The organism is Escherichia sp. MOD1-EC7003 (genome assembly GCF_002965065.1).
In the GTDB taxonomy this organism is placed as follows: domain Bacteria; phylum Pseudomonadota; class Gammaproteobacteria; order Enterobacterales; family Enterobacteriaceae; genus Escherichia.
On sequence record NZ_PTRE01000066.1, the window covers coordinates 25,922 to 34,774 of the forward strand.

The 8,853-nt window shown below is 50.4% G+C and carries 6 protein-coding genes and 1 pseudogene; 5 read left to right on the plus strand and 2 right to left on the minus strand.

What is annotated here, in order from left to right; genetic code table 11:
- Positions 1–111 precede the first annotated feature (111 nt).
- Positions 112–2,352: a siderophore enterobactin receptor FepA gene (fepA, locus tag A7090_RS12500; protein WP_105274266.1), complete on the plus strand. Its 2,241-nt coding sequence runs from the start codon at positions 112–114 to the stop codon at positions 2,350–2,352.
- 174 nt (positions 2,353–2,526) lie between these two features.
- Positions 2,527–3,183, plus strand: coding sequence for an enterobactin synthase subunit EntD (entD, locus tag A7090_RS12505; protein ID WP_105274270.1), 657 nt, complete (start codon positions 2,527–2,529; stop codon positions 3,181–3,183).
- Between the two features lies 1 nt (position 3,184).
- Here the strand turns inward: entD and A7090_RS12510 are convergent, their stop codons facing one another.
- Together A7090_RS12510 and A7090_RS12515 are read right to left on the minus strand one after the other, a co-directional pair.
- A complete protein-coding gene (locus A7090_RS12510; RefSeq protein WP_105274267.1) occupies positions 3,185–4,120 on the minus strand; it encodes a transketolase family protein in 936 nt (311 codons plus the stop codon).
- Positions 4,113–4,943 carry a transketolase gene (locus tag A7090_RS12515; protein WP_104918519.1) on the minus strand — a complete coding sequence of 277 codons (831 nt, stop codon included), beginning with the start codon at positions 4,941–4,943 and terminating at the stop codon, positions 4,113–4,115. The genes A7090_RS12510 and A7090_RS12515 overlap by 8 nt, the downstream gene beginning before the upstream one ends.
- Before the next feature lie 361 nt (positions 4,944–5,304).
- On the opposite strand from A7090_RS12515, the gene A7090_RS12520 reads away from it, so the two are divergent.
- From A7090_RS12520 to A7090_RS12530, 3 genes and pseudogenes are all read left to right on the plus strand, one after another.
- Positions 5,305–6,255 carry a sugar-binding transcriptional regulator gene (locus A7090_RS12520; protein ID WP_001607004.1) on the plus strand — a complete coding sequence of 317 codons (951 nt, stop codon included), beginning with the start codon at positions 5,305–5,307 and terminating at the stop codon, positions 6,253–6,255.
- A 350-nt stretch (positions 6,256–6,605) separates the two neighbouring features.
- On the plus strand, positions 6,606–8,126 hold the full coding sequence (locus A7090_RS12525) for an FGGY family carbohydrate kinase (protein WP_105274268.1): 1,521 nt from the start codon (positions 6,606–6,608) through the stop codon (positions 8,124–8,126).
- A gap of 103 nt (positions 8,127–8,229) precedes the next feature.
- A pseudogene (locus A7090_RS12530) lies at positions 8,230–8,793 on the plus strand (substrate-binding domain-containing protein); the annotation flags it as partial.
- Between the last annotated feature and the right edge of the window lie 60 nt (positions 8,794–8,853).

Consider the following 8,853-nt stretch of genomic DNA (forward strand, 5'->3'; position numbering starts at 1 on the left):
TGCACTGCGTGTCTTTCAGGATCAAAGGTTCTCGCGGTAGCGGGGTGCGTCGTATTGATGACGGCCATGCCCGACAGTTGCAATTCGTGGCAAAAATGCAGGAATAAAACAATGAACAAGAAGATTCATTCCCTGGCCTTGTTGGTCAATCTGGGGATTTATGGGGTAGCACAGGCACAAGAGCCAACCGATACTCCTGTTTCACACGACGATACTATTGTCGTTACCGCCGCGGAGCAGAACTTGCAGGCGCCTGGCGTTTCAACCATCACCGCAGATGAAATCCGCAAAAACCCCGTTGCCCGCGATGTGTCGGAGATCATCCGTACCATGCCAGGCGTTAACCTGACCGGCAACTCCACCAGTGGTCAGCGTGGTAATAACCGCCAGATTGATATTCGCGGCATGGGGCCGGAAAACACACTGATTTTGATTGATGGCAAGCCGGTCAGCAGCCGTAACTCTGTACGTCAGGGCTGGCGTGGCGAGCGCGATACCCGTGGTGATACATCCTGGGTGCCGCCTGAAATGATTGAACGTATTGAAGTGCTGCGTGGTCCGGCTGCTGCGCGTTATGGCAATGGCGCGGCGGGTGGCGTGGTTAACATCATCACCAAAAAAGGCAGCGGTGAGTGGCATGGTTCGTGGGACGCCTATTTCAACGCGCCGGAACATAAAGAGGAAGGTGCCACCAAACGCACCAACTTTAGCCTCACCGGCCCTCTGGGTGGTGATTTCAGTTTCCGTCTTTTCGGCAACCTCGACAAAACCCAGGCCGACGCGTGGGATATTAACGACGGTCATCAGTCCGCGCGTACCGGAACCTATGCCACGACGTTACCCGCCGGGCGCGAAGGGGTGATCAACAAAGATATCAATGGCGTAGTTCGTTGGGATTTCGCGCCTCTGCAATCACTCGAACTGGAAGCAGGTTACAGCCGCCAGGGTAACCTGTATGCGGGCGATACCCAGAACACCAACTCCGATTCCTATACCCGCTCGAAATATGGCGATGAAACTAACCGCCTGTATCGCCAGAACTACTCGCTGACCTGGAACGGCGGCTGGGATAACGGCGTGACCACCAGCAACTGGGTGCAGTATGAACACACCCGTAACTCGCGTATACCGGAAGGTCTGGCGGGCGGCACCGAAGGGAAATTTAACGAAAAAGCGACACAGGATTTCGTCGATATCGATCTCGATGACGTGATGCTGCACAGTGAAGTTAACCTGCCGATTGATTTTCTCGTTAACCAGACGCTGACGCTGGGTACAGAGTGGAATCAGCAGCGGATGAAGGATTTAAGTTCCAATACCCAGGCGCTGACCGGGACGAATACCGGCGGTGCTATTGATGGTGTGAGTGCCACTGACCGTAGCCCATATTCAAAAGCAGAAATTTTCTCGCTATTTGCGGAAAACAATATGGAGCTGACTGACAGCACCATCGTCACGCCGGGGCTGCGTTTCGATCATCACAGTATTGTCGGTGATAACTGGAGCCCGGCGCTGAACGTATCGCAAGGTTTAGGCGATGACTTCACCCTGAAAATGGGTATTGCCCGCGCCTATAAAGCACCGAGTCTGTACCAGACTAACCCGAACTACATTCTCTACAGTAAAGGTCAGGGCTGCTATGCCAGCGCGGGCGGCTGCTATCTGCAAGGTAATGATGATCTGAAAGCAGAAACCAGTATCAACAAGGAGATTGGTCTGGAGTTCAAACGCGACGGCTGGCTGGCGGGCGTCACCTGGTTCCGTAACGATTATCGCAATAAGATTGAAGCGGGCTATGTGGCTGTAGGGCAAAACGCAGCCGGCACCGATCTCTATCAGTGGGATAACGTGCCGAAAGCGGTGGTTGAAGGTCTGGAAGGATCGTTAAATGTGCCGGTTAGCGAAACGGTAATGTGGACCAACAACATCACTTATATGCTGAAGAGTGAAAACAAAACCACGGGCGACCGTTTGTCGATCATCCCGGAATATACGTTGAACTCAATGCTGAGTTGGCAGGCACGGGAAGATTTGTCGATGCAAACAACCTTTACCTGGTACGGCAAGCAGCAGCCGAAGAAGTACAACTATAAAGGCCAGCCAGCGGTTGGCCCGGAAACCAAAGAAATCAGTCCGTACAGCATTGTGGGCCTGAGCGCGACCTGGGATGTGACGAAAAATGTCAGTCTGACCGGCGGCGTAGACAACCTGTTCGACAAGCGTTTGTGGCGTGCGGGTAATGCCCAGACCACGGGCGATCTGGCAGGAACCAACTATATCGCAGGTGCCGGGGCGTATACCTATAACGAGCCGGGACGTACGTGGTATATGAGCGTAAACACTCACTTCTGATGCTAACGTCAGATTGTTGACAAAGTGCGCGTCGTTCATGCCGGATGCGGCGTGAACGCCTTATCCGGCCTACAAAAATCTTGCCAATTCAATATATTGCAGGACCATGTAGGCCTGATAAGCGTAGCGCATCAGGCAGTTTTGCGTTTGTCATCAGTCTCGAATATGGTCGATATGAAAACTACGCATACCGCCCTCCCCTTTGCCGGACATACGCTGCATTTTGTTGAGTTCGATCCGGCGAATTTTTGTGAGCAAGATTTACTCTGGCTGCCGCACTACGCACAACTGCAACACGCTGGACGTAAACGTAAAACAGAGCATTTAGCCGGACGGATCGCTGCTGTTCATGCGTTGCGGGAATATGGCTATAAAGGCGTACCCGCAATCGGCAAACAACGCCAGCCGGTGTGGCCTACGGGGGTATACGGCAGCATTAGTCACTGTGGGGCTACGGCATTAGCCGTGGTATCTCGTCAACCAATTGGCATTGATATCGAAGAAATTTTTTCTGCGCAAACAGCGACCGAATTGACAGACAACATTATTACACCAGCAGAACACGAGCGACTCGCAGACTGCGGTTTAGCCTTTTCTCTGGCGCTGACACTGGCATTTTCCGCCAAAGAGAGTGCATTTAAGGCATCGGAGAGACAAACTGAAGCAGGATTTCTGCGCTACCAAATCAGAAATTGTCAGCATCAACAGATGAAGATAAGTGGGTCGGAGGGTGACCATACCGTGCAGTGGTTAGTAAGGGGTAATAACGTTATTACCTTGTGCCTGCCAGGCAACCCGCACACTGCCGCATGCGGGTTGCCTGGCAGGTAATTCAAAGCATTTCCCGTGCCTGAGCTGCAATTCCGGCAGCATCAAAGCCATGATGCTGACGCAACCACCCACGATCCGCCGCTGCAGCATATTCTCCATCCATAATGCCCGCGCGTTTTAATGTGATCCCCGCTCCGGCCTCTGCCAACACTTCCGCGACCAGGCTGCCAAGGCCGCCATTGACGTTATGCTCTTCAACCGTCATCACTGCTTTGCATCCTTTTAACGCTGCCAGTAATGCTTTGGTGTCGCATGGGCGAATCGACGGTACGCTGACAACTGTAGCCGCGATACCAGACTGAGCTAAAAGTTCTGCGGCATCGACCACCTCATGAACGGTAGAACCTGTGCCTACCAGCGCCAGTTCGCTGCCCTCGCGTAAAGTCACCACGGCACCAGGTACAAATCGGTAGTCCTCATCGTGGATTTCCGGCAGGGCTTTACCGTCCATACGGATATAAACAGGCCCCTGATAGCGAAGGGCATAATCAATCACCTGACGGCACTCCAGCGGTGAAGACGGGGCAAAGATCTGAATATTGCCGAAACCACGCATAACCGCAATGTCATCAATTGCATGATGCGTGCTCGCCAGCGGTCCATAACTCGCCCCGGCATTCAGACCGAACAATTTTACGTTGGTAAAGTTGTAGCAGACATCAACCTTGATTTGCTCGTTAGCGCGAGCGATAAGAAACGGCGCGGCATTGCAGGTAACAGCCACCTTGCCGCCCAGCGCCAGCCCGGCAGCTGTACCAACCATGCTCTGTTCGGCAATACCCACATTCACCAGTCGGTCAGGGAATTGCTTAATAAAGGGAGCAATTTTTGCCGTAGACGTTGAATCAGCCACCACAGGCACCAAATCGATCCCCTCATTTACGGCATCGATAAACGCCTGAACCATCACATTTGCCAGATGTTCACTGTTACGCATCTTTGAGTTCCTCCAGTGCCTGTTCAATTTCATCGCCTTTCGGCACCCGGTGATGCCATTCCGCACGCCCCTGTATAAAGGAAATACCGGCCCCTTTGGTGGTGTGGGCAATCACCACATTCGGTTTGCCTTCCTGTTTAAGCCCTTCAAGCGTCGCGACAACCGAAGCCATATCATTGCCCTGACATTCAGTAACCTTCATACCGAATGCCAGCCATTTTTCTGCCAGAGGATCGGTGTTCATAATTTCGCGCGTCGGCCCGGCTAATTGCAGATTATTTTTGTCATTAATAATGACCAGGTTATCAAGCCCGTAATGCGCCGCAGCCAGTGCAGCTTCCCAGTTACTGCCCTCAGCCAGCTCACCATCGCCAGTAATTAAGAAGATACGACGACGGCTTTGACTTTTTTTCGCTGCCAGCGCAAGTCCTACAGCCACAGGGAAACCATGCCCCAGCGCTCCGGTATTCAGTTCAATACCTGGCGTTTTTTGCCGAACCGGATGGCCTGGTAAGTGCGAATTTGGCTGCTGATAAGTGGAAAGCCATTCCAGTGGGAAGAATCCTGCTTCCGCCAGCACACAGTAGTAACATCCAACAGCATGGCCTTTTGACTGAATGTATATATCCCGGTCATCGTCGTTAAGGCGATCCGGTGCGACATTGAGAATACGAAAATAGAGTGCGGTCAGTAATTCAACCTGAGAGAGATCGGCCCCGGTGTGTCCACCTGCCGGGCTATTGGCATTTAAGCGCACGATATGGCGGCGTACCGCCCGCGCTTTGCGCTCAAGGGTCTGGATATCATAGCTATAGGGATTCATTTAATACCTCTGAATTTATTTTCAATCTGGAATATTTATTCCACCAGGGACTAAAAAAACCAGAAATCCCAGGGCGTTGCGCGGCAAGACTTACGCTGCTGCATCATACTCAGGAACATTCTGCCTCCTTACACCGTCAGTTACGTGTCCGGATAATCATCAGTTGACCTGATATCATCTTGAATATATATTCAATAATGATTCTTTATTCAATTATGCCGCCTGTTTTTTGTTTTTGTCCATCGCTGATTTTAAGGATTGGTTAAAGTTAGAACTCCATCACACTTAACTGTCTTCTTTTTTCGCGTATGATAAAAGCCTCTAAGATAAGGCGGTACGTTAATGATTTACGGGGAAATATATGGCTAAGCAGGATGAACAGCGGCTACTGGTGAAGATCGCCACTCTTTACTATCTTGAGGGGCGAAAACAGTCTGACATCGCCCAACTTCTCTCGCTTTCTCAGTCATTTATCTCCAGAGCGCTAACCCGTTGCCAGAAAGAAGGCGTGGTTAAAATCAGCGTTGTCCAGCCATCAAACATCTTTCTCAATCTGGAAAAAGGCATTGAAGATCGTTATGGCATTAAACAAGCGATTGTTGTCGATACCGAAGATGATGCCAGTGATCACACCATTAAACGCGCCATCGGCTCTGCCGCCGCGCACTATCTGGAAACGCGTTTAAGACCAAAAGATTTCATTGGCGTCTCTTCGTGGAGTTCTACGATTCGCGCGATGGTCGATGAAGTTCACGCCCAAAACTTAAAAGCCAGCGGCGTTATTCAGCTGCTGGGCGGTGTGGGGCCAAACGGCAATGTACAGGCAACTATTTTGACGCAGACCCTGGCCCAGCATCTGAATTGCGAAGCCTGGTTGCTTCCTTCTCAAAGCATTGAAGGTTCGGTAGAAGAGAAAAAACGCCTGGTGGCAAGCCAGGATGTGGCTGACGTTATCGCCAGATTTGACGACGTCGATATCGCCATTGTCGGCATCGGTATCCTTGAACCCTCGCAATTACTAAAAACCTCGGGCAACTATTATCACGAGGATATGTTACAGGTACTGGCGGATCGCGGTGCCGTGGGTGATATCTGCCTGCACTACTACGATAAACATGGTCAGCCCGTATTGCAGGACGATGAAGATCCTGTGATTGGTATGGCACTGGATAAAATCAAAAAATGCCCGAATGTGGTGGCGCTGGCGGGCGGCAAAGACAAAGTTGCCGCCATCAAAGGTGCCATGCAGGGTGGGTATATCGATGTTTTGATCACTGATTTCCCCACCGCCAGAATGCTGATTGCGGATTAATCCTCTTCTCCCTTTCTTCTGCCCGCCTTTGCGAAAAAATCTTCTCGCAAAGGCGCTTGCTTAAAAAGCGTTTAATATCAAGAAACTGAAAGGATTCAACAATCCTGTTTCTCGCGGTTTTCTCACCCCATCACCACACTTCTAAGTGTGATAGTCAGCACATTTGATGATTTTTTCTCTAGCTCAGGAAGAATAATCTGGCTAAGGTATAAATAAATAATCAACACCGAATATATATTCAAGCCTTAACACAGAATGTCACAGCAGGGCCTGATGAAGTAATAACGTGACCATGAGGAACGCCTCATCTCCTTCCACGCCAGGATGCAATGTGACTCAGGAGACTACCTATGTTTGCAGGAAATAAAGAGTTCGTTGTTGCGTTGGATGAGGGTACCACCAATGCAAAAGCCATCGCACTTGATGGTTTCGGTAACGTGGTGGCGAAGTTTTCTCAACCACTGGCTATTCAGACGCCACGTGAAGGCTGGGTTGAGCAATCCGGGGAAGCGTTAATCTCTGACTCGCTTGATGTTATTGCCCAGGCCATCAACCACGTGGGGGCAGAAAATGTAGCGGCTCTGGCTATCAGTAATCAGCGTGAAACGGCTATCGGCTGGTATCGTCAGAGTGGAAAACCACTCAATGCGGCGATTACCTGGCAATGCACGCGCAGTGCAGAGTTTTGTGAAACACTGCGTCGCGAGGGCAAAGAGCAGCAAATTAAAACGACTACGGGTCTTCCTATCGCCCCGCTATTTTCCGCGTCCAAGATGCGTTGGCTACTGGAATCTACACCTGAGGGTGTGCAACTTGCCGACCAGGGTGAAATTTGTCTCGGCACCATTGATGCCTGGTTGCTATGGAACTTGACTGCTGGCGATTCATTTTGCTGCGACTACTCTAACGCCGCGCGAACTCAATTACTTAACCTGAAAACAGGCGAGTGGGATGAGGAAATGCTGGCGTTGTTTCACATTCCACGCTCTGCATTGCCAGAAATTAAACCTTCCAGTGGCCTGTTCGGTTATACCCGAGGGCTTAAAACAATTCCGGATGGTATTCCCGTCATGGCGATGGTGGGCGATTCTCACGCCGCTCTTTTTGGTCATGCGTTGGGAGAAGCGGGATGTGTGAAAGCGACCTATGGGACCGGTTCTTCCGTCATGGCCCCCGTCAACTCTGTTCAGTGTGATATCGCCACACTTGCCACAACCATTGCCTGGCATGACGGCGAAAATATTATTTACGGTCTGGAAGGAAATATCCCCCACACCGGCGATGCCGTGGCATGGATGGCTGACAGCACCGGTTTAAGTGAACTGACAGACGCGGAGCTGGCCCACGAACTGAATACCCTGCCAGCCTCAGTGGATTCGACTATGGGTGTTTATTTTGTTCCTGCTCTCACTGGCCTGGGCGCGCCATGGTGGGATGACAGAGCTCGCGGCGTGGTGTGTGGCTTAAGCCGTGGCGTAAAGCGCGCGCATTTGATTCGTGCCACAATGGAATCAATCACTTATCAAATTGCAGATGTAGTGGAGACAATGCAACAGCATGATGATTTTCACTTATCGGCGTTAATGGTGGATGGCGGCCCGACCAAAAATGACTGGTTGATGCAATATCAGGCGGATCTGCTGGGTTGCCCGGTGATGCGCAGTGATGTGCCAGAGCTTTCAGCCATTGGTGCGGGCCTGCTCGCCCGCAAAGCGCTTATCCCCGGTACCGTTGCAGATTTAAAAGCGTTATTAACTGAACACAGTGAATTTAAACCGGACATGGCGCGTCATCAGCGACTGCAAAAGAGATGGCAGGAGTGGCGTCATGCGGTAAACAGAACATTATGGAAACCGGCATCGTCAATTTGACGAACAAGACTAACCAACGGAAGGAGAATACCGGCCCATAAATAATTCAGGCTTTACGTCGTTTCACCGTACCCGACAATAACAACACAGAGAGAACATTGTCATGAAATTACGTTTAACACTGTTAACCGCTGCGACCCTGACTGCTCTTTCTTTTTCTGCTCATGCGGTAGAAAAAGGAACCATTATGATTATGGTCAATTCACTGGATAATCCTTATTACGCCTCGGAAGCGAAAGGTGCCAGTGAAAAAGCCCAGCAACTGGGATATAAAACGACCATTCTTTCTCATGGTGAAGATGTCAAAAAACAGAATGAACTGATCGATACTGCAATTGGTAAAAAAGTTCAGGGTATTATTTTAGATAATGCCGACTCCACTGCCAGTGTTGCAGCCATTGAAAAAGCAAAAAAAGCAGGTATTCCCGTTATATTAATTAATCGCGAAATACCTGTGGATGATGTTGCACTGGTGCAAATTACCCATAATAACTTCCAGGCTGGCTCGGAAGTTGCCAACGTATTTGTCGAAAAAATGGGAGAGAAAGGAAAATATGCCGAACTCACCTGTAATCTTGCTGATAATAATTGCGTAACTCGCTCGAAATCTTTCCATCAGGTCATTGACCAGTTCCCTGAAATGGTCAGCGTGGCGAAGCAAGATGCGTAAGCGCATCATTTAAACCGTCTTTCGCCTCCCTTTCCTGTTTCCGATACTAATGTCCAT

Bases quoted from the DNA above. Each gene is read 5' to 3' on its own strand.
- fepA (WP_105274266.1), top strand. From the start codon at position 112: ATGAACAAGAAGATTCATTCCCTGGCCTTGTTGGTCAATCTGGGGATT.
- entD (WP_105274270.1), top strand. From the start codon at position 2,527: ATGAAAACTACGCATACCGCCCTCCCCTTTGCCGGACATACGCTGCAT.
- A7090_RS12510 (WP_105274267.1), bottom strand. From the start codon at position 4,120: ATGCGTAACAGTGAACATCTGGCAAATGTGATGGTTCAGGCGTTTATC.
- A7090_RS12515 (WP_104918519.1), bottom strand. From the start codon at position 4,943: ATGAATCCCTATAGCTATGATATCCAGACCCTTGAGCGCAAAGCGCGG.
- A7090_RS12520 (WP_001607004.1), top strand. From the start codon at position 5,305: ATGGCTAAGCAGGATGAACAGCGGCTACTGGTGAAGATCGCCACTCTT.
- A7090_RS12525 (WP_105274268.1), top strand. From the start codon at position 6,606: ATGTTTGCAGGAAATAAAGAGTTCGTTGTTGCGTTGGATGAGGGTACC.